Source organism: Chitinophaga sp. CC14, assembly GCF_048957795.1.
Lineage (GTDB): Bacteria > Bacteroidota > Bacteroidia > Chitinophagales > Chitinophagaceae > Chitinophaga > Chitinophaga ginsengisegetis.
Genome location: NZ_JARBFY010000005.1, coordinates 1,015,895 through 1,036,436 on the forward strand (window position 1 = coordinate 1,015,895; position 20,542 = coordinate 1,036,436).

10 protein-coding genes are annotated in these 20,542 nt (G+C 48.7%); 7 read left to right on the forward strand and 3 right to left on the reverse strand.

Annotation, left to right across the window (positions count from 1 at the left end; genetic code table 11):
• Position 1: 1 nt before the first annotated feature.
• Positions 2–4,027 carry a DEAD/DEAH box helicase gene (locus PV783_RS23660; protein WP_420989837.1) on the reverse strand — a complete coding sequence of 1,342 codons (4,026 nt, stop codon included), beginning with the start codon at positions 4,025–4,027 and terminating at the stop codon, positions 2–4.
• Between the two features lie 156 nt (positions 4,028–4,183).
• On the opposite strand from PV783_RS23660, the gene PV783_RS23665 reads away from it, so the two are divergent.
• Positions 4,184–5,068: a hypothetical protein gene (locus PV783_RS23665; RefSeq protein ID WP_420989838.1), complete on the forward strand. Its 885-nt coding sequence runs from the start codon at positions 4,184–4,186 to the stop codon at positions 5,066–5,068.
• Positions 5,069–5,153: 85 nt separating this feature from the next.
• Here the strand turns inward: PV783_RS23665 and PV783_RS23670 are convergent, their stop codons facing one another.
• Entirely contained in the window at positions 5,154–5,885 is a 732-nt protein-coding gene (locus PV783_RS23670) for a GntR family transcriptional regulator (RefSeq protein WP_079473525.1), read from the reverse strand.
• Positions 5,886–6,131: 246 nt separating this feature from the next.
• On the opposite strand from PV783_RS23670, the gene PV783_RS23675 reads away from it, so the two are divergent.
• The 6 genes from PV783_RS23675 to PV783_RS23700 all read left to right on the forward strand — a co-directional run bounded on the left by PV783_RS23675 (position 6,132) and on the right by PV783_RS23700 (position 18,449).
• Positions 6,132–7,442 (forward strand): hypothetical protein, encoded by a 1,311-nt coding sequence (locus tag PV783_RS23675; protein ID WP_420989839.1) that lies wholly within the window; start codon positions 6,132–6,134, stop codon positions 7,440–7,442.
• Between the two features lie 185 nt (positions 7,443–7,627).
• Positions 7,628–10,696 carry a SusC/RagA family TonB-linked outer membrane protein gene (locus PV783_RS23680; protein WP_420989840.1) on the forward strand — a complete coding sequence of 1,023 codons (3,069 nt, stop codon included), beginning with the start codon at positions 7,628–7,630 and terminating at the stop codon, positions 10,694–10,696.
• Positions 10,697–10,752: 56 nt separating this feature from the next.
• Positions 10,753–12,255, forward strand: a complete 1,503-nt coding sequence (locus PV783_RS23685) for a RagB/SusD family nutrient uptake outer membrane protein (protein ID WP_111579089.1) — start codon at positions 10,753–10,755, stop codon at positions 12,253–12,255.
• A 140-nt stretch (positions 12,256–12,395) separates the two neighbouring features.
• Positions 12,396–15,362, forward strand: a complete 2,967-nt coding sequence (locus tag PV783_RS23690) for a glycoside hydrolase family 38 C-terminal domain-containing protein (RefSeq protein WP_420989841.1) — start codon at positions 12,396–12,398, stop codon at positions 15,360–15,362.
• 4 nt (positions 15,363–15,366) lie between these two features.
• Complete coding sequence (locus tag PV783_RS23695; protein ID WP_420989842.1) at positions 15,367–17,163, forward strand: class I mannose-6-phosphate isomerase; 1,797 nt, start codon at positions 15,367–15,369, stop codon at positions 17,161–17,163.
• 2 nt (positions 17,164–17,165) lie between these two features.
• Positions 17,166–18,449, forward strand: coding sequence for an MFS transporter (locus PV783_RS23700; RefSeq protein WP_420989843.1), 1,284 nt, complete (start codon positions 17,166–17,168; stop codon positions 18,447–18,449).
• Between the two features lie 5 nt (positions 18,450–18,454).
• Here the strand turns inward: PV783_RS23700 and PV783_RS23705 are convergent, their stop codons facing one another.
• Positions 18,455–20,512, reverse strand: a complete 2,058-nt coding sequence (locus PV783_RS23705; protein ID WP_420989844.1) for an endonuclease/exonuclease/phosphatase family protein — start codon at positions 20,510–20,512, stop codon at positions 18,455–18,457.
• Positions 20,513–20,542: the final 30 nt, after the last annotated feature.

Below are 20,542 nucleotides of genomic sequence, written 5' to 3' on the forward strand. Positions count from 1 at the left end.
GTTATCTTTCTGCGATCAGCTCCAGCAATTCTTTAGCGTTGAGCTTACCTGCCTGGTCGCTGCCTTCCAGCAGCTGATCGGCCAGATCCCGTTTGCTGTTATGCAAAGCAATGATCTTTTCTTCAATAGTATATTGCGCTACCAGCCGGTAAATGGTTACCGGCCTGGTTTGCCCGATGCGGTGTGCCCTGTCGGACGCCTGTTCTTCAATAGCCGGGTTCCACCACGGGTCCATATGAATCACATAATCGGCGGCAGTTAAATTAAGTCCCAGTCCACCCGCCTTCAGGCTGATCAGGAACAACTGCCCCGTGCCTGCCTGGAAATCTTTTACCAGCTTATCCCGTTGCGATATCGGCGTACTGCCATCGAGATAGAGATAAGTAATCCCCAGTTGATGCAGCGCTTCCCTTACCAGGTCGAGATGCTTTACAAACTGGCTGAACACCAGCGCCCGGTGATTGTTGGATACCAGTTCTTCCACAATTTCCCGGAATACCATTAATTTGGAAGATGGAATATCGGTTTCAGCATCCACCAGCTGCGGATTACAGGCCGCCATCCTCAACCGGCTGATTTCTGCCAGCGCCCGGATATGCTGCTGCGCCATACTACCCTCCTGCGCTTTGATATTTTCCAGCGCCTTCCTCCGCAATGCTTCATAAAACGACGCTTCATCCGGTGATAAGCTCACCAGCTTTACAATTTCGGTTTTAGGCGGCAATTCATCCAGCACGCCTGTTTTGGTACGCCGCAATATAAAAGGCGTGATCAGTTTTTTCAGGTGCTGCTTTACTGTGCTCTCCGGGTTCCTTACAGACGGGAAAACAAATTGCTTGTTGAAGTGATCCAGTGTGCCCAGCAGCCCGGGATTGAGGAAGTTAAACAGGTTCCAGATCTCGCCCATATGATTTTGTATAGGCGTTCCCGTTAGCATGAGTTTAAATCCTGCCTGTAGCGACATCGCCGCTTTGGATGTTTTTGTCTGGAAGTTCTTGATGGTATGTGCCTCGTCGAGTACCAGTGTAGGCCATTTCACAGCGGCCAGCAATGTTTCTTCTGTTTGAAGTAAACCGTAAGTGGTGATCACCACATCAAATGCGCCGGCGCCTTTAATCAGGCTTGCGCGGTGGCCGTTATGCAGAAACACCACATTAAGGGAAGGCGCAAAGCGGCTGATTTCATTGTTCCAGTTGCTCACCACGGAGGCCGGGCAAATAACCAGTGCCGGGCCATCCGGTGCGCGGTGCAGCAGCAACGCAATAGCCTGGATGGTTTTCCCCAGTCCCATGTCGTCCGCGAGGCAGGCGCCGGCTCCCCACGCGGCCAGGTGTGTCATCCACCGGAAGCCTTCTTCCTGGTACGGGCGTAAAGTGGTTTGGAGTGTAACCGGCACCGTTACGGCCAGTTCCATCGCAGTAGTGCGTTTACGGGAAAAGGCTTTCCATGCCGCATCTGTGGTTACACTGCCTGCCTGTTCCAGTAATTCATCCAGCACCGGCGCGGCATACGGCTGAATGGTTATATTATTGCGATCGATATTAGCTACGCTGGCCATTTCGTTTAGCCGGCGGCGTAAGTCGCCGGTTAATGCGAGGTATTCCCCGTTTTGCAGAGCAATAAACCGCTTCTTCACAGTACGGGTGGTGTCCAGCAGGTCTTTCAGCGCCAGCACGGTGATTTCATCCACTTTTAATTCACCGGTACACATAAACCAGTGGTCTTTTTCTTTCAGTGAAATGCTCAGGTGTGCAAAGCCTGCCTGTTGCTTCACTTTGTAGCGCTCCCCTTCCGGCCACTCTGCCCGCACCAGTTCGGGATGGTGATGAATAATTTCAAGTAGTTGCAGGCAGTCGAGCGGATCTTCAAAAATGATGGTATCATCCGAAAGGTCCTGTTCTATTGCCCCCTGGATGAGGTTCAGCAAGGTAGTTACATTACTCTTTTCTTTTGCCAGGTCACGGATGGCCTGCCAGCGTTCCCCGTTGCTGATACCGATAATATTATGCGCACCAATGCCCGGCTTGCAATACGGCGGATCGCTGGTAAATGGCTTTACATAAATACCGGCCTTCAGTCCGTCTCCCAATGGAAGCAGCTGTATCACAATACGGCTGTCGGCAGGACGGCGACTGATATTGGTGGCAATGTCTCCCATATCCGCGTGGATAGTCAGGTGAGCGCCGAGGCTCTTCAGCACCTGGATCAGCTTATCTTTACCGGCGGCCGGCACTACGGGGATCTGCTGCAATGTTTGCAACAGGCGTCGCTGCTGGGCGGTGAGGTGGATGATCTTCAGGCGGGTATTGGTTTCTTTTACAAATACCGTTTCACTGATATAGTCGTCTACGTTAGCACTGAAAGTATACCCCTGTCCGGACCTGTTAACGCTCAGCTCCGGTTGGGCTTTTATAATTTCTACAGAAATAGTGATATCATCTGCAGAAAATAACAACGGATGCCCGGCAATTTCTTCCCATACCGTTTCCGCAAAAGAATAAGACTCTCCGTCGTAATTATAATAATGATCTTTCTGTACGGTGGCGCCTATCCTGAAATCCTGTTCTGTCATGGCTTCCGCCTTTCCTTCCTTTAGTTTTTTCAATGCCACATTCCGGCCGCTGCTCCAGGTATTATTGCCCTGGGATGTTTGCAACACCGGCTGAATCTTATACCGGTCGAAGTCTATCAGGTAAATTAACCGGGAAGCAACTACATTTTTTTCTTTTTTTGTGAGATGTGTATCTGCACCCAGCAGCGTGTTCAATAACCGCTCCCAGTCGGGCGTTTGCTCCATCTGGGAAAATACCGGCGGGTGAATGGCAATGGCGCCGGCTTCCAGGAACATGCTTTCATATCCCTGGTAATCATCTCCCTTAAATAAATATAAATATTCGTAGGTCAGTAACCGGTAGTGACGTTCCATGCCCAGCGCCAGCAATCTCGCAGTGGTGGTACTAAACGTGCGTAACAATTTACTTTTGGGATGCAACAGCTGCAAACACAATACCGACAGGTAACTCAGCAGGCTGCTTTCGCCGCCTTCCAGTATCAGCAGCAACAGCTGCTCTCCTTTCTCCTTACGGCCAGCATGAAAATGTAGCAAACAAACGGCCGGGGTGATGGCAGGGAACAGCTTGCGTTCATAGGCAGCTACAATTTTAGCGATCAGCGGATTCGTTTGTTCACCGGGCAATACAGCCAACGTGAATGAGTAATAAAAAGCAAACAACGGCGACAGCGGCATCGTATTCTTTTTATCGTACTGCCGTTGACGTTTGATCCCTTTTTCAAATGTTGTCAGCGCTTTTGCCGGTTGTCCGCTATACAATAATATCACGGCCTGTGCATAAAGGTCATCTGCAGTTTTATCTGCCGGAGGCAAATCGAGATGGCCCTGTAACAGCGACAGCTCAGGAAAATCAGCGCCGTACTGCCGGCGAAAACTTTCCAGTTCTTCCACCGGCGGCATTTTCAGCAGGTTATACTTTAAGGCAAAAGATACCATCCGGTCGAGGCTCTCCTGGCTGAAAAAAGGCAACAGTTCTGCGTAGGCGGGGAAATACAACAGGTAAGACAAATAAGGCTGATATTCATCCAGCTCCATTTCCAGTTTCCTTACCGGCGGCGACAACAGGAAACGGTCGCCTGTAAAATAAGCAGTGAGCAGTTGTTGCAGATCCTGCAACCGGGCGCTCATGCTGTAAAATGCATGTACGGCGTGCCTGGTCCTTTCCATCAACGCCGAATAAGCCGGCTGTTTTATATTTACCGGGAACAACAGAAAATTCATTTCCGGTACCAGGGAATAATTGCCTGTTACATTTTTAATGGCCAGTCCGGCTGTTACCAGGTGCTTCAATATTTCACTGACCCTGGTGCCCTTCATTTCTTCCACGCGGTTCACAGCGTCTGTAATGGTAAATGTTTCCAGTGGGTACAGGTACACAGACATTACGTCCATTACCAGCCGGGTATCCCTTTCCTGTGATTCATATTGTTCTGAATAGAAACTTTCATTGACCATAGCAACAAAAGTAGCTGAAAATATTTTGCGGGGCAGACAACCTTTTTCCTGTTTTTAACGAATACGCATAAGTATGGATTGCCCAACCAGGTTGTTACGGATCAACAACCTGCAATTACGTATTGATTATTTCAAATTTCTAAAAATTTTAACAGCATGAACTGCGTAAAAAATTCCCTGCTTTCATTGATAGCCTTGTCTGGTATCGTTTTCTTCAGCGCCTGCGGCGGAAACGATGATAACCCCGACACTCCTGCGCCTAAACCTTTGGTACAACTCAGTGCCAGCGCTACTTTGGGAAATCACCTGACAGATGTGGACGGTAATTCCCTTTATTATTTCTCCAACGACTTTAATGGCCAAAATAACTGCGCCGGCGGATGCGCAGCGGTATGGCCTATTTATTATGCCGGTGATAACCTTGCTCAGACAGCACTTGGAACCGGTCTGGACATTAAAGACTTCACCACTATCACTACTACCGAAGGCAAAAAACAAACTGCCTACAAAGGATGGCCACTGTACTACTTCGCACCTGCCGTAGGCGGCGTTAATGTACGTGAGGCGCCTGGTAAAACAGATGGGGAAGGCGTTAATAATGTCTGGTATGTAGCCAAACCTGATTACACTATACAGTTGATCAATGCCCAGCTGGTGGGCGCCGATGGTAAAAACTACCTGGAAAACCATACCGAGGGTACCGGCAAAACCATCTATTTCAGTGATGGGAAGGGCGTTACGCTCTACTCTTTTGCTAAAGACAGCTTTAATATCAACAAATTCACCAAACCTGATTTTTCCAATAATGCGGTATGGCCAATCTACGAAACAGATCAGATCGTAGTGCCTTCTACTCTTGATAAAACATTATTTGGCAGCATCACCGTTGCCGGTAAAAAACAATTAACCTACAAAGGCTGGCCGCTGTATTACTTCGGACAGGATGCAGGCGTAAGAGGCTCCAACAAAGGCGTTAGCGTGCCTGCACCAGGTGTATGGCCGGTAGTTACCAAAAACGTGGCAGCCGCTCCTAAGCTATAAACAGTGCCCGTAACCGTAAAACGAAACGGCTCAGTATTAATACCTGTGTATTAATGCTGAGCCGTTGTATTTATATAAAATAAAATTATTCCCTTCTGCTTTCCACCGTGTACACGAAGCTGTCCGCGCGGTAGTACCCCAGGTTATATTCGATAGGGCGTTCGCCCTGATCGTATACAAACCGTTTCCTTACAAGGATGGGATGGCCAGGCTCCAGTTCCAGCTTAGCCGCAATAAATTTGTCGGCCGACCTGGCGCTGATTTCTTCTTTCGATAAAGTTGCTACCGTCATGTAGTCCTTCTCCAGGATATCGTACAAAGGACGTTTGAAATCCTCTTCACCGGTTAATCCCACGCGTGGATGGAAATAGGAAATGAAATATACAAAAGGGCCTTCCGCCTTGCCTCTCAGGCGCTCCAGTTTGAGCACTTTTTTGGTTGGACTGATTTCGAAAAAGTTCGCAATGGTTTCATCGGGCAATACCCAGGTAACATGCAGCTCAAAGTTTTTGATGATGATACCGCGCGCTGTCATTTCCTGCGTAAAGCTCAGCCAGTTCTTGGATTTAGAGCTGATCGCCGCTTCCGCTACTTTGGTGCCTACGCCTTTTTTCCGGGTCAGCAATCCTTCGTATACAAGTTTGTTTAAAGCATGACGTAATGTAGATCGGGAGATAGCGAGTTGTTTCGCTAACTGAACTTCGTTGGGTAAAAACTTTCCACCGGCGTACTGTGGATCTTTTATCATATTCCTCAACAGGTTTTCCGCCTGTATATGAAGTGGTAAAGGATTTTTATGATCTATACTCAAATTCATGCCTGCAAAGCAACTGGAAATAAACAAGAAAAACAATTTTAGGCGACCTTATTTTGGGCGTATGTATGCTCCGGTTGAAAAAACAGGATTCGTGCAAGGTATCCACATCTTACAATCCATCATCATATAGACAACAGATAATCAATTACTTACAAGATAAATTACGCGTTAAGGTAATGTTAAAAACTTTTCTTGCATTAATTAATTTATGTTTATATGTTTGTACATAATATCCAGGGCCACATTATGAAAAAAACCTTTTCTATAATTCCCATTATTGCTGGCATCACCGCTCCTGTATTCCTTTCAGGAAACGTGACTGCCCAGAATAATACCAGGACCCTGGCGGCGGCTGTATTGGCAGACAGCCGGCTGGATACAGTACAGGCCCGCGCATTAAGATTACTCACCGGTTTCTCTGCCGGCACTTCCTACGGAGAAGTATGGATCAGGGATTTCAACACTTTCATCAATGGCTCCCTGCAGGTATTGCCGCACGACCAGGTAAAGGAAATGCTGCTGTTGTTTTTCCGGATGCAGGGCGCAGATGGAAATATTCCTGATGGCGTTATTCCGCGCGAGAAGGCCAATGTAGGCTACCAATACAGGTATTCCGACCTGGCCCCTCAATGGGCGGCTCATAAAAATACAGTGGAAACCGATCAGGAATCCTCCCTGATCCAGGCCGTAAGGAAATATATCGCTGTTACAGGCGACGAAGCCTTCCTTTTTTTGGCCATAAATGATAAAACGATTTTGCAACGGATGGAAGCCTCTATGGCCTATCTGCTAAAGGAGCGTTGGTCAGAAAAATACGGGCTGATTAAAGGCGCTACCACCATCGACTGGGGCGATGTGCAACCGGAAACCGGGTGGGGCGTGGCAATCAATGAAAAAACGAAATGGGCGGTTGATATATACGATAACGCCATGTTTGTGATCGCTATACAGGATTTCCTGGCAATCAAACCAAAAAACTATCAGGCACAGAGAGACTGGCACAAAATAGCAACGGATATCCGGAAAAATGTACGTAAACATTTATGGGATAACAGGGCACAGAAATACATACCACATCTTTATTTGAACGGAAGCCCGTTTTCCCCCTCATTCAACGAAAAAGAAATCCTTTACACAGGAGGCACTGCCTGCGCAATACTGGCAGGATTTCATACACCAAAAGAAATAGCGGCCATTAACCGGCAAATGACGCAGGCCGCCGCCAAAGAAAAATTCGCCACCATAGGGATCACGGTGTATCCCCCTTACCCGGCAAAGGAGTTCCCGAATATGCATCCTTATGTGTATCAGAACGCGGGCGACTGGACCTGGTTTGGCGGACGCATGATCCAGGCCCTCATTATAAACGGATTTATACAGGAAGCCATCGCGGAGCTTAAACCCATGACGGATCGCGTCATTGCTCAAAACGGCTTCTTTGAATGGTACGACATTCAGACTGGCACGCCAAAAGGATCAGGAAATTTTCGGGGAGAAGCAGGTGTTTTATCTGATGCCATTACGCTTTTGAAAAAGTGGGCAATTAATCAGCAGTAGAATAAACAATTGGGCCTGCTCATTCATTATTTATTCGTCAACCGGATCTTATTAAAAAACATATCATTACCATGATCTTAAAACCTAATCTCACTTGTTATCACAGGGACTTCCACGTACAGATCCTGTGATCACTATCAACTGAAACACACCGGCTAATATTACCTCATCTCTAAAGACTTGTTATGAAAGCAAAACTTTTTTATGTGCTTGCATGCCTGCTACTCTCTATGCATGCAATGGCCCAGATTAAAATAAGCGGTAAAGTCACCAGCGCCGCCGACGGATCCGTAATTCCCAATACTACGGTGGCCATTAAAGGTACTTCCAGCGGAACCATCGCCAACGTAGACGGCGTATATTCCCTGTCGGTGCCCAACGAAAACGCCATACTGGTATTCTCGTTCACCGGGTTCGCCACCAAGGAGGTCAGGGTGGGGAGTCAAACCAATATCAATGTATCACTGGAAGTACAGGTGAATACCTTAAGCGACCTCGTGGTAATTGGTTACGGTTCGGTAAAAAAGTCTGACCTCACCGGCGCAGTAGCGTCTCTCAAAGGTGAGCAGGTGATGGACAAACCCGTTCCAAATATCTCGCAGGCCCTTCAGGGCAAGGTGGCCGGCGTGGACGTAAACATCAACAGCAGCGCCCCGGGCCAGGCAGCGAAGGTACGTATCCGCGGTATCGGTTCTATCAACTCTTTCGTGGATCCTTTGTATGTGGTAGATGGTGTGGCGGGTGTTGATGCCAATGCGCTCAACCCAAATGATATCGCCTCCATTGAAGTACTGAAAGACGCTTCCTCTACTGCTATTTATGGTGCGAGAGGCGCCAACGGTGTAATTATGATCACTACCAAACGTGGTAAAGCCGGTCCTACCCAGGTAAGCTACCAGGGCGATGTAAACGTAAGTACACTGGCCAGTCATCTCCCCACCTTAAATTCAGAGCAGTTTGTAAAAGTATACAACGAAGCATTTGCCAATGCCACCAAGTTTGATCCGGATCATGGCACCTGGACGCCAACCGCTATACTGGATCACGAACATTTTCCATTGCTGTTTGACGAGAACGACAAACCGCTGTACAACACCAACTGGGAAAAAGAAACCTATAAACCGGCAGTGTCTACCAGCCACCAGGTGAACTTCCAGGGCGGTACGGATAAATTACTCTATAGCGCCTCACTCGGTTACCTGGATCAGAATGGTTTGATGATAGAATCATGGTTCAGAAGATACTCTGCCAGGGCTACTTTCGATGACCAGGTAAAAGACTGGCTGAAAATTGGCGGTAGCCTGAACATCGTATCCAGCACACAAAGAGTAGTATCTGATGGTAATGGTTCCTTAAACGTACCAAGAATGGTTACGGAAGAAGTACCTATTGTACCGGTAAGGTATCCTGACGGTAAGTGGGCCGGAAACTACGATATACCCGGACTGGAAGGTGGTCCAAACCCTGTACAGATTGCGCAGAACAGGTATACACTCAATAACCAGGTGCATACGCTGGGCAATTTCTACATGCAGTTCCAGATCAACAAGGACCTGAACTTTAAAACTGACTTTGGTTACGACCAGATCAGCAATAAAGCCAATTTCTATTCCGCCGGTAACCTGCCCCACCTGTCGCAGGATCAGGGCGGTGTAGCCAGGATCACCAATAACTATGGTAAATACTGGCAGTCGGAAAACTATCTTACCTATAACAAGCAGTTCAAAAATAACAACAGCCTGAATGCGGTAGTAGGTATTTCCTTCCTGCAATACACCAATGAAAATGCGCTGGCGGAAACACAGAATTTCCTGTCTGATTACTTCCAGTGGAATTCCCTGGCCGCAGGATCTGTACGTAACAACATTACTTCAGAAACCCAGCCCTGGTCGATGAACTCCTACTATGGCCGTGTTAATTATAACCTGAAGAATAAATACCTCTTTACCGCTACCGCGAGGTATGATGGTTCTTCCAAATTCAGTAAAGACAACCAGTTCGCGTTCTTCCCGTCTGTTGCGGCAGCATGGCGTGTTTCTGAGGAAGACTTCCTGAAGGGCAGTAAAACCATCAACAACCTGAAGATCCGCGCCAGCTACGGTACTTCCGGTAACCAGGAAATTGGTCAGTTCCAGTACTCTCCACAGTATCGTCCCGATCAAACCGTAATAGGCGGCGCCAATCAGCCTACCCTGGTACCTGGGTATATAGGTAACCCGGATCTTAAATGGGAACGTTCCAACCAGATAGATGCCGGCGTGGAACTGGTGATGTTAGACAACCGCATTAACCTGAACGTGGATTATTATAACCGTAAAACATCGGACCTCCTGCTGGCAACACCTATTCCATGGTCTGCCGGTATGTTCACGTCCAATGTGTATAAAAACGTAGGTGAAGTAAGAAACACCGGTCTGGAAGTAAACCTGAACACGGTGAACATCCAGAAACCAAACTTCACCTGGTCCACCACTTTTGTTTTTGCTACCAATAAAAATAAGATCCTCACCCTCAACGATGGTAACGCGGATATCTTCCCTGGCCCCAATTTCCTGGGTCAAACCAATATCCTGCGCGTAGGTGAGCCTATCGGTTCTTTCTATGGAATGAAAAGGTTAGGTACCTATGGTAGTGACGAAGCCGCAGAAGCAGCCAAACATTCCCTGTTGCCCGGCGACAGAAAATACGAATACGATTCTGCCGGTAATGCAGTGTATGATATCATTGGCCGCGCCTATCCAAAATGGACCGGTACTTTCAGCAGCACCATTAAATACAAAGGATGGGACTTTACTTTTGACATCCGTTTTGTACAGGGCGTGAATACAGCTGCTGCTTTCAAACACTCTGTGGAAGACCGTCAAACACTGGCTAACAGCCTGGCTACCGTATTGAATGCATGGACACCGGAAAATCAGAATACACATATTGCACAGGTGCGCAGCTATAAATTTACACAGGATTCCCATTTTGATACCTGGTGGGTAGAAGATGGTTCCTATATCAGGGGACAAAACTTCACTCTCGGTTATACCTTCCCCGAATCCTGGATGCAGAGAAGCCATATCCGCAGGTTCCGTATTTATGGCAGCGTGCAAAATCTTTTCCTCATTACCAAATACACCGGTTATGACCCTGAAGTAGACACTTTCAATTTTGGTTATGGCTCTAACACCGGCTTCTCCCAGAACATCGACTTCTTCCCTTATCCCCGCCCGCGCGTGTGGAACCTGGGTGTGAATCTTGATTTCTGATGAAATCGTATACCCGTTGATGTGATAACCTTTTTAGTGATTAAAAAAAAATGAAAATGAAAACGACTAAACATATCATACTCGCGTTGCTGGTGTTGCTCAGTTGCTCCTGCAAAAAATTCCTGGAACAAAAACCCACGAATTTTCTGCCACCGGATGCCGACCTCTCCGATCCTAAAGTAGCACGCGCGCTGGCAAACGGTTCTTACCAGTACCTGCAGGGTTTCTTACAGGGACAACCATCTTCCTATGGCGGTAACGTCTACAACCTGATGGAGTTCATGACCGGCAAGGCCAACAGTGATCTCGGGCAAACCGGGTTTGCTTCTTTTCAGAATCTCAGCTATAACGCCACTTCCTTTTATGTGGATACCTGGTGGCAACGTTTATACCTGGGCGTAGGCGCCTGTAACCTGGCCCTCGAAAAGCTGCCGCAGGCAGCCGTGTCTGATGCGGATAAAACCAATATGCTGGCAGAAGCACATACCCTGCGGGCACTTTATTATTTTCACCTGGTAAGATTGTATGGTGCAGTGCCAAAAGTAACCGAGGTGCCTAAAGACCTGAACCTGAATCTGCCCCGTACAGAGGCAAAGGCGATTTATGATGAGATCATTATCCCGGATCTGCTCACCGCGGCAAAATCAACATTGCCCTGGTCAGATAAAACCGGTAAAGTATCAATGGGACTCGTTCAATCGCTTCTCGCGGATGTATACCTGACCTACGCCGGTGCTGCTATTAACGGAGGTAACCAGTACTATGCGCTGTCTGCCGCTGCTTCCAAGTCAGTAATTGACAACGGCGGTTATACGTTGTTCCCGGAATACACAGACATGATCAACCCGGCTAATAAAAATCTTGGGGAGTTCATTTTCCAGGTACAGTACGCGGCTGCTGTACCAAGCCTTAATCCGCTTACGCCGCTTACCATTCCCAACTACGCAGGTATTTCACAATATTCTGATGAGTATGGATCCGTATACCCTACCCCGCAGTTTATTGCTTCGTTCCCTGCCGGTGATAAAAGGATACAGGAAAGACAATTCTTTTACACCAAGTACAAGAAGAAAGCGCCCAGTACTGATACCATTACCTTTAAAGGACGGTATATTTACAAATGGTTTGATGTTTTAGCGGTGACAAGCACTGCAAAATCAGATCTCAACTATACCCTTTACCGCCTGGCAGATGTATACCTGATGTATGCTGAAGCTTCCAACCGCGCAGGAGGTGGTCCGAATGCAAGTGCCATCAGCTATGTAAATGCGATCCGCGCCCGCGCTAAACTGGCGCCGCTGCCTACTATGTCACAAGCCGCTTTTGAGCAGGAAGTATGGCTGCAGCGTTATTTTGAACTTTGCTTTGAAAATAAAATGTGGTTCGATATGATCCGGACCCGGAAAGTACATAATGATGTGACCGGCAACTGGGATAATTTTGTTGGACATAGAACCGTATTCGGCGCTACGTTCGCAGCAAAACAATTGCTGTTTCCTGTTCCGAAACAGGAAAGTGATGTGAACCCGAAGTTGTTACCTAATAACCCGGGATTCTAACAGCGGATATTATTTTATTATCCGGAGATGGGAAGATGCGTGCATCTTCCCATTTTCTTTTACCGGGAACGATCCTGACACGCAGCGACCAATTCCAGATTCCCTTCAGAATATTGAAATATGTACGTATGTTTGTACATATGAAGCATATAATAGCAAAACTCCTGTTATGTAGCTGCTTTCTGACCGCCGGCGCAAGCGCACGGGGCCTGAAATTTCCCGGGACATACAACAGGGATTTAGCCCTTTCCCAGGCCGGCGCTGATTTATCACAGCAGCAGGCGCCCTTTACCAGCATAGAACTGCAACCTACCATCGCTTACCTGAATCATCATGGCGCTCCCGCCCGAATGGTACGCATGCACTTTCACGGCGGCAAAAGCTACCAGCCGGCAATGGTGTATATGTACTTTAATGGGCATGAGGATAGTCTTGCGCTGCCGGCAAACCCGGATGGTATCCAGGATTATGAACTGCCGCTGCCCGGCGAAGCCGTAGGCAAAGACACCCAGCTGTTTGTTCGCCTGCAGAGCGGTGGACAAACCTATACCGCCCGTTGTATTGTTTCACCCACCCGGCAATGGAACGTATACCTCATGCCCCACTCGCATGTGGATGTGGGGTATACCAACGTACAGGCAAAGGTGCTGGCCATTCATATGAACAACATCGATGAAGCTATTAAAATAGCCGCCCGTACGGCCGGCTATCCGCCGGAAGCCCGCTTCAAATGGAACACGGAAGCCCTTTGGGTGGTAGATAAATACCTCGCCGCCGCCAGCGATGAAAAGAAACAGACATTCCGCGAGGCCGTTAAAAAAGGATGGATCAACCTCGACGGCGCTTACGCCAATACCAATACCAGCGCCACTTCTCCTGCACAACTGCTGCAACTGTTTGCTACAGGCGCACGGCTTGCAAAAGACTATGGCATTACTATTAACACCATGTTCCAGGGAGATGTTCCCGGCGCCTCATGGGGACTGATCAGCCAGTCGGCCATTACCGGTATGAAATACTTCCTCAGCGCGCCCAACGCCAACGACCGCATCGGCAGCTCCGGGCAATGGCGCGATAAACCCTTCTACTGGCAGGATGCCTCCGGCAAACAACAGGTTCTCTTCTGGCAGTCGTCGCCCTACTCTATCGGCTATACGCTGAAAGGAAGCAAAATACCCAACTTCTTTACCATAGAAGATCCCAAGCCGTATTACACCGGCAAACCCAGTGAAAATTTTCTCAACCCCTATCTTTTTGATTATCTCTCCCAGCTGGAACATAACCACTTCCCCTATAACATGACGCTCCTCACCTGGGCCATGAGCGATAATGCACCCATAGACCCTGAGCTGCCGGACGCTGTAAAAGCATGGAATGAGCGGTATACATCTCCCAAACTTATTATCACCTCGGTAAAGCAATTCTTTCACGACTTTGAAGCCGGCTGGAAAGATAAAATCCCCGTGTTCAGCGGCGACTACACCGAATACTGGACAGATGGCATCGCCTCAGCTGCGAAAGAAACTGCCATCAACCGGAACGCATCTGACCGGTTGCAACAGGCCGGCGCCATCTGGGCTATCAGGGGGAAATCCGGCTACCCTGCGGACTCTTTCCGTAATACCTGGACGGACCTCATTATGTTCAATGAACATACCTGGGGCGCTTTCAACAGCGTATCCAACCCGCAGGATCCCAAAGCCGTAGCCCAGTGGCAGTTTAAACAAGCCTTTGCACTGGATGCCCTGGCCCGGTCGGAAGCGCTGCTCCGCAGCAGTACTAACGGCAACGGATATACCGGCAGCACCAAAGGTGTACAAGCCATAGACGTTTACAATACCCTCGGTCATTCCCGCACCGCACTGGTGCGCATACCCGCCGCCCTCAGCACTTCCGGCGATCTTGTGAAAGACCTCAACGGCAGAAAATTACCATCGCAAAGGCTCAGCACCGGCGAATTGGCCTTCCTGGCAACAGCGCTCCCTCCTTTCTCCAAACAGCGATTTACTATTCACGCAGGCAATGGAGCCTCACCTAAAAAAACAACTGTTACGGGTTACAGCCTCGATAACGGCATTTATTCCATCCGGGTTGACCCAAAGACCGGCAACATCACCCAGCTTCTTAAAAAGGGCTATAGCGGCAACTTTGCCGACTCCGCCGGATTGAACCAATACACTTATATGCCCGGCGACTCCGCTGAAAAAATACAATACAGCGGACCGGCGGATATTCATATCAAAGAAAAAGGCCCGCTGGTAGTAAGCCTGGTGATCAACACACCGGCACCCGGCGCGCGCTCACTCAGCCGTGAAATACAACTCGCCGCGGGTACCGACCAGGTTACACTCATTAACACGATCGATAAAACTGCCATCGGCAGTAAAGAAAGCGTACACTTTGTATTTCCCTTCCGTATTCCCGGCGCACAGGTGCGTTACAGCATCCCGTGGGGAAGTATCGCCGCCGAAGCAGACCAGTTGCCTCATACTAACAGGAACTGGTATACGCAGCAACGTTGGGTGGATGTATCCGGGAAAAATACAGGCGTTACCTGGTCGGGCCCCGATGCGCCCCTGTTTGAAATCGGGCAGTACCCCACTGCGGGCCTGCTCGGCGGGCTGCATAACTCTCCCCGCTGGATTTCTTTTACAGAACAACAACCGCTTATCTCTTCCTGGGTAATGAACAACCTGTGGCATACCAATTTCCGTAGAGACCAGGAAGGGATCGCTACCTTTCATTATTACCTGCAGGTACACGGCCCGTTTGATGCCGCAGACGTTAACAATAACGGGCTGGAAAATCATCAGCCACCGGTTGTTACGGCTGCGGATGGCGTTCCTTCGGAGAGCCTGTTCTTTAACATCAGTGGGGAAAATGTATATGTGGAAAACCTCTACCCCGCAGCAGATGGCAATGGTGTATTGCTGCAACTGGTAAATACTTCCGGTCATACGGCCACGGTTACACTAACATCAAAAAACAAATCCACCGCTTTAAATATTTCAGAAAGCGACATACTGGAAACAAACAAGCACACACTTCCGGATAGTTTCACCATTCCTGGCAAAGGAATAATAATGGTCCGTGTGGCAAAAAAATAAGATTATGATCTGGCGAGAATCAGCACAACCCTTGCTGCCGGAACATGCAGCAACCCCACCACCCGGTACCTATAACAGGTACCCGGCCCATCCGCTCGGCCATGGAAAGATACATACAGGCTATGAATCACTGGCCAGGTGGATGGTACAGCATCCGCTGGTACTGATAGACGGCTATGCAGGCATTTTCTGGGATAAGATCCATACAGCACTGAAACTGGAATTTGCACGTATAGGCATTAACGTTAAGTGGCATGATACGCAGGGCTTGCTAAAAAGCAACGATTGTATACAGGAGCTGGTCGGCCCCTTTATTGGCAACGAAGGCGATGTGTGGGGTACAAAAACTTCTTTACAGATCACTGATTTTTTTGATGATGAAAAACTGGCAGCCTTATCTTTCGATGGTCCTTATGATCTTCATATCGTATCAGGCAGCGGCGCCGCACTCACTCATGCCACTGCCCCGCTGATATACCTGGATCTTCCAAAAAACGAACTCCAGTACCGCATGCGCGCCGGCACTATCACTAACTTCGGCAGTAATACTGCCGGTGGCAGCGCTGAAATGTATAAACGGTTTTACTTTGTAGATTGGGTAGTGCTCAATAACTATAAACAAACCCTGCTGCCACGCATTCACATCATAGCCGATACCCAATGGCCGGATCATATTGCCTGGGCATTTAATAAAGATCTGCAGGCAGGCATTTACCAGCTGGTCCATTCTACTTTCCGGGTGCGGCCCTGGTTTGAAGCCGGCGCCTGGGGCGGCCAGTGGCTGAAAACACATATCAATGGCATTAACACGGAAGAGATAAATTACGCCTGGTCTTTTGAATTGATTATTCCGGAAAACGGGGTGCTCTTTGAAAGCGATGGTATCCTGATGGAAATTCCCTTTGAATGGCTGATGTATTCACAGCACACCGCCATCCTGGGCAATCATGCCGGTATCTTTAAATATGAATTCCCTATCCGCTTCGACTTCCTCGATACATTTGACGGCGGCAACCTCTCCATTCAATGTCATCCTACAATGGATTATATCCGTACGCATTTCGGTGAAACATTCACACAGGATGAAACCTACTATATCCTGGATTGTAAAGCCGGCGCCACCGTGTACCTCGGCTTCCAGGACGGGATTAATCCGAGAGTGTTCAGAACCAAACTTGAAAACAGCCGGGATCTTGGTATTCCCATAGAAATAACGGATTTTGTACAGCAACATACGGCAGATAAACATACCTTGTTCCTGGTGCCTAACGGAACGGTGCACAGCGCCGGCGCCAATAACCTGGTACTGGAGATCAGCGCCACTCCATACATTTTTACGTTTAAAATGTACGACTGGCTGCGGCCCGGTCTGGATGGGAAACCCAGGGCCATCAATATCGATCACGCCTTTCATAACCTGGATTTCAGCAGACAGGGCAAAGCCGTAAAAGAACAACTGATTGCTGCACCGGTGATAATAGAGCAGGATGCAGATTACCAACTGGTGCATCTGCCTACACATGCAGCGCATTTTTATGACGTACACCGGCTGGAATTCAGCACCAGCGTAAATATCACCACCAACGGCAACTGCCTGGTGATGATGCTGGTAGAAGGCAGTTCCGTAACGGTTACTACCGCCAACGGGCATACGATAATATATCATTATGCTGAAACTTTTGTGATACCGGCTGCAGCGGTAGCCTGCCGGATCATCAGCAATAACGGGGAACAGGTGAAACTGATCAAAGCATTTTTAAAGCCATCGCATCCGGTTTATCAACAAATAGCATCCACCTGAACATGCAGCAACAAGGCCAACATCTCACCTTCATTACACTGGTAGCCTCCCTGGGCGGCTTCCTCTTTGGTTTTGATATGGCCGTGGTATCCGGCATCCTGCCCTTTGTGGAGCACCGGTTTTCCTTATCGCCTGCACAACTGGGTTGGTTTGTTTCATCGGCGCTGGCGGGTTGTATTGTTGGGGTAATTTTTGCCGGCGACATCAGCGACCGCCTCGGCAGGAAAAAACTGTTGTTCCTGTCGGCAGCACTGTTTGTACTCACGGCGCTGGGCTGCACTTTTATCCCGGTATTCTCCTGGCTCATTGCAGCACGCATCCTCGGCGGTATGGCGGTAGGCATCGCCTCCAGCGTAGTGCCGCTCTATCTTTCTGAAATTGCCCCCGATCACCTGCGGGGCCGGTTAGTTACCTATTATCAGCTGGCCGTTACCGTTGGTATTTTCAGCGCTTATGGCAGCAATGCCCTGCTGCTGAAGTACGCCGCTACCCCGTCTCAAAGCGGGGGGCTGATCACCGGCCTGGAAGTATGGCGCAAAATGTTTGGGGTAGGTATTTTCCCGGCGCTGCTCTTTTTACTTGGCATTACTTTTATCCCGGAAAGTCCGCGGTGGCTGAAGCAACAGCACATCACCACAACAGCTAACGCCACCGGTTATACGCAGTTATTGGCGCCCCGGTTCCGCCGCGCTTTACTGATTGCTATCCTGCTGCCATTGTTTTCGCAGTTCAGTGGCATTAATGCTATTATTTATTATGGGCCTACTATCCTGCACCAGTCCGGGCTTACACTGAACAGCTCTCTTATCAGCCAGTTGTTTTTCGGCGCGGCAAATGTGCTCTTTACTTTTATTGCTATCTGGAAAGTGGATAGCCTTGGCCGGCGCCCCTTATACCTGTGGGGTACCGCCGGGGCTGCGGTGAGCCTGCTGCTGACAGGCATCTGCTTTTACGCAGGCGCCGTAAACGGCATCTATCTCTTGCTTTGTGTATTGGCTTTCCTGGCTTGTTTTGCTTTTTCCATCGGGCCGTTGAAGTTTGTGATTGCTGCGGAAATATTTCCCGACAGCATCCGCGCAAAAGCACTGTCACTCAGCATTATGGTGATGTGGACGGCCGATGCCATCATGGGACAGCTAACGCCCATTATGCTGGCATCTATAGGAACACCTCAAACATTCTGGTGCTTTTCCTTATGCTGTGTATTTGCTTTTATAACGGTATACAAACTGGTACCGGAAACCAAGGGCCAGTCGATGGAAGCCATCCAGCAACACTGGCACTAAGATCCTCACCTGATATCAAATACCGTTAATACCGCCGCATGATCAGATGCCCACACATCATCTATCTCCGGCGCTGTTCTGATAATTTTGGAAGATACTGCTTTAATGCCCGGGCCTTTATAATAAATAAAATCTATCCTCGACGTTTGCAGATGCCCGTAAATAGCGGCGAAAGTGCCTCCCTGGTGCGTTACTTCGTTTGGCTGCAATTCCCGGTAACTATCGCGGTAGCCCCGTTCCAGCATGAACCTGGAAGCCGGCAATAACACCGGACCATATCCATAGTGTAAAAATGCTGCTCTCTCCGTCCAATCGAGGTGGCTCCCGGAATTAAAGTCACCGGCCAGTATCACCGGCAATGATGTATCTGCCGCTACCACCGGGTCAATATCCTGCTCCAGGTTTTTTCGTGCATCCGTTACCGCTAGTTCACTGTCCTCCTTCACCCAGTCGTTAGTATTTAAGCCCGGAATGGGGTAAAAGTCGGTGTACTCATGTTTATAGGCATACCTCAGCCACCAGTTGCCGATAAGTACTTTACGGTTACCAGGCAGCTGAACCACAGCCGTGTTGGATTTGAAATTATCATTGGAAGAATGCTTCTCCAGCGGATACCTGCTGAACAACGCCAGGTTAGCGCCCGGAGCAGATGTTTGCAAGTGGAACCCCAGCGTATCATTCAGAAAGTGTTGCGTACCATAGGCTTCCTGCATACTGATAATATCGGCATTGGTTCGCAGCAGTAATTCCTTTATCCGGTTGGGACCGTTGTTGCCCACATGCACGCCGCCGTGCCAGATGTTCCACTGCAGCAGCTTTACCGTATACGGATTGGTGGCAGAAGAAGACACCACCGTTTTTACAATATTGGAGTGTGCAGCCTGCGGCGTGTAGGCGACACCGTTTAAGGCAAAGGAAGCAACATCTGCATACAAAGTATCTCCTGCCACTGCTTCTTTCTTTACATCAAAAGTTACCAGGAAATAATTTACCCCGTCTTGTAAGGTATATCCATCTGCCGGAGGCAAAATTAATTGCATGCGCTGCTGCGGCACTTTTCCGGACCCGGACAATTCCTTCCTGGTAGTGGAACGCGGCGATTTGCCGGCATAATATACATGCACCGCTGCAATATCAGATAAGTTGGTGCTACGCGACAGATCCAGTTGCAAAGCGGTTAACTTCAGCGGATCCTTACTACCGTTGGCGACTATACGCAATTTAAGTACCTGGTCGTTAGTGCTGCCCTGATCCGCATCCCATTCGCTTTGTATGGTAACGGCGTTAAACAACTGTTGTTTGCCAGCAGGTGTTTTAAACAAAGGGTTATCATTTTTCACCAATGTAGCTAAAGGTAATTTCCCTTTATAGTTCTTCCTGGTATTCCTCATATGATATGCCTGGTGGCCTTTCCCAACCAGGTTAAGGCTTACATCATCCTGCATATCATCAAAAGTATAATAGCCTTTCAACGCTTTGAAACCAGGATGACGGGCACTCAGCGGGTGATACATCCATTGGCGGATGGCAGCCGGGGATAACGCCACCGTCCATATCCTCACTTCATCGATGCTGCCGCCAAAGGTGCTGGAATCCATATCATTGGTGCCTATGGCCCCGGGCAATATATCTACGGCACCTTTTGCGCGGCCCACTTCCCTCCCATCGAGATACAGTTTGGTTTCCACCCCATTACAGGTAGCGGCCACATGATGCCAGTTACTATCCAGTATACCCGTTGCCGTTATATGCGCTTTTTCGCTGTGCAGATGACCGTTTTGGATCATTAACGGGCGATTGTCAACATGAGGATACTCCGAATATTCACCTCCGCCAATAATCACCTCTTTCGCCTTCCAAATGTTATCATTCCCTTTAATCCAGGCTTCCACCGTCCATTGTTTACGGATGATATCCATACCGATACAGGGATTGTTATCGTTGCCATCCAGCAGGAGCGCCTGGTTGCCTGTTTGCGCGCGGGATACGAGCACACCCGCCATTATACATATGCCGGTGAGGCTCACCTTTTTCCAGTAACGGAAGCACAGGTTGATTTTCATTGTTGCTTTTTTATTGTTCACTTCTTCCGC

Excerpts from the sequence above, each read along its gene's own strand:
- PV783_RS23660 (WP_420989837.1), bottom strand. The coding sequence starts at position 4,027 with ATGGTCAATGAAAGTTTCTATTCAGAACAATATGAATCACAGGAAAGG.
- PV783_RS23665 (WP_420989838.1), top strand. The coding sequence starts at position 4,184 with ATGAACTGCGTAAAAAATTCCCTGCTTTCATTGATAGCCTTGTCTGGT.
- PV783_RS23670 (WP_079473525.1), bottom strand. The coding sequence starts at position 5,885 with ATGAATTTGAGTATAGATCATAAAAATCCTTTACCACTTCATATACAG.
- PV783_RS23675 (WP_420989839.1), top strand. The coding sequence starts at position 6,132 with ATGAAAAAAACCTTTTCTATAATTCCCATTATTGCTGGCATCACCGCT.
- PV783_RS23680 (WP_420989840.1), top strand. The coding sequence starts at position 7,628 with ATGAAAGCAAAACTTTTTTATGTGCTTGCATGCCTGCTACTCTCTATG.
- PV783_RS23685 (WP_111579089.1), top strand. The coding sequence starts at position 10,753 with ATGAAAACGACTAAACATATCATACTCGCGTTGCTGGTGTTGCTCAGT.
- PV783_RS23690 (WP_420989841.1), top strand. The coding sequence starts at position 12,396 with ATGAAGCATATAATAGCAAAACTCCTGTTATGTAGCTGCTTTCTGACC.
- PV783_RS23695 (WP_420989842.1), top strand. The coding sequence starts at position 15,367 with ATGATCTGGCGAGAATCAGCACAACCCTTGCTGCCGGAACATGCAGCA.
- PV783_RS23700 (WP_420989843.1), top strand. The coding sequence starts at position 17,166 with ATGCAGCAACAAGGCCAACATCTCACCTTCATTACACTGGTAGCCTCC.
- PV783_RS23705 (WP_420989844.1), bottom strand. The coding sequence starts at position 20,512 with ATGAAAATCAACCTGTGCTTCCGTTACTGGAAAAAGGTGAGCCTCACC.